Origin of the sequence: Streptomyces sp. MB09-02B (genome assembly GCF_033794485.1) — a bacterium.
Classification (GTDB): Bacteria; Actinomycetota; Actinomycetes; order Streptomycetales; family Streptomycetaceae; genus Streptomyces.
This window is the reverse complement of sequence record NZ_JARGEE010000864.1, coordinates 1-1335: the sequence shown is the minus strand read 5'-3', so window position 1 is coordinate 1335 and position 1335 is coordinate 1. Positions and strand designations below refer to the sequence as shown.

1 protein-coding gene is annotated in these 1335 nt (G+C 75.4%); it reads left to right on the top strand.

What is annotated here, in order from left to right; translation table 11 throughout:
- Positions 1 to 253: 253 nt before the first annotated feature.
- Positions 254 to 1335: DUF6350 family protein (locus tag P1P70_RS44700; RefSeq protein WP_319248239.1), on the top strand; the 1082-nt coding region annotated here is incomplete at its 3' end.

Here is a 1335-nt window from a genome sequence, read left to right as displayed (position 1 = left end):
GGGCCGGGGGCGGCGCCGGATCGACGGTGTCGGGGTCGGTGCCCAGGGGCTGCTGGTACCACTCGGTCCCGTGCTGGGCGAACGGCTCGTCGGTTCCGGTTGCGGGTTCGGCCCCGGGCGCGGTCACCGGGTCGCCTCCCGCCGTAGCGACCTCCGTCGGACCAACCCTCGCAGGAAAAAACACATAAGCACATATTGGGCGACACGTGCGGGAAACATCCGTTACGTCGGTAAAGCGCGTGTCGTTGGGAGCATGGCCGACGTGACGCACGCGACCGACCCGAACGACCCGGCCAGAGGGCCGGGCCACCCCACCGACCACGGCAGACCGGCATCCTTCGCGGCACCCGGGATGCCCCTCAGGCAAGGGGAGTCGACGTCCTCCCTGTACTCGTCCGCGCCGCGGTCCCCGCTGTCGCCCTTGCTGCGGAGGGCGCGCCGCCGGTCGTCCAAGCTCGTCTCCGGGGTGCTGGGCGGGGCCCTCGCGGCGGGCCTGGGGTGTGCGGTGTTCACCGCGCTCGTGACCATGCTCTGGATCAGTTCGCCGTACCCGGACAGCGGGCCCGGCGGGGCGCTGCACGTGGCGGCGGCCCTGTGGCTGCTCTCCCACGGCGTGGAACTCGTCCGCACCGACACGCTCTCCGGTGCCCCCGCCCCGGTCGGCCTCGTCCCCCTCCTCCTGCTCGCGCTGCCGATGGTCCTGCTGCACCGTTCGGCCCGCGACCACGCGGGGGACGGTTCGGGGGTGAGCGCCCGGGCGACCTGGGCCGGACTCGTCATCGGCTACGCGGCCATCGGCGCGGTGGTCACGTTGTACGCCTCCGGGGGCGTGCTGCGGCCGTCCTTGCTGTGGGCCGCGCTCTGCGTGCCCCTGCTGGCGGCGCTCGCGGCGGGCACGGGGGTGTGCGCGGCACGTGGGCGCTCCCGGCTGCCCCTGCCCGCGCTCCTCGGGGGTGCCCCGGAGACGCGAGGGCGACGGCAGCTGGCGGCCACCGCCGGACGGGCCGCCGGGGCGGGTGTTCTCGTGCTGACCGGTGGAGGCGCCCTGCTGGTGGCCGTGTCCCTGGTCTGGCACGGGGCGGCGACCCGGGACACCTTCCTCCAGCTCACCGAGGGGCTGTCCGGGCGGTTCGCCGTCCTGCTGCTCTGTGTCGCCCTCGTCCCGAACGCGGCGCTGTGGGCGGCGGCGTACGCGCTCGGCCCCGGCTTCGTGCTCAGCGCCGGGCACACCGTCGCGCCGCTGAGCGCGCCAGCTCCCGCCGCGTTCCTGCCGTCCTTCCCGCTGCTCGCCGCGGTGCCGGCGGGTGGGGGTGCGCCGGGGTACTGGGCTGTGGG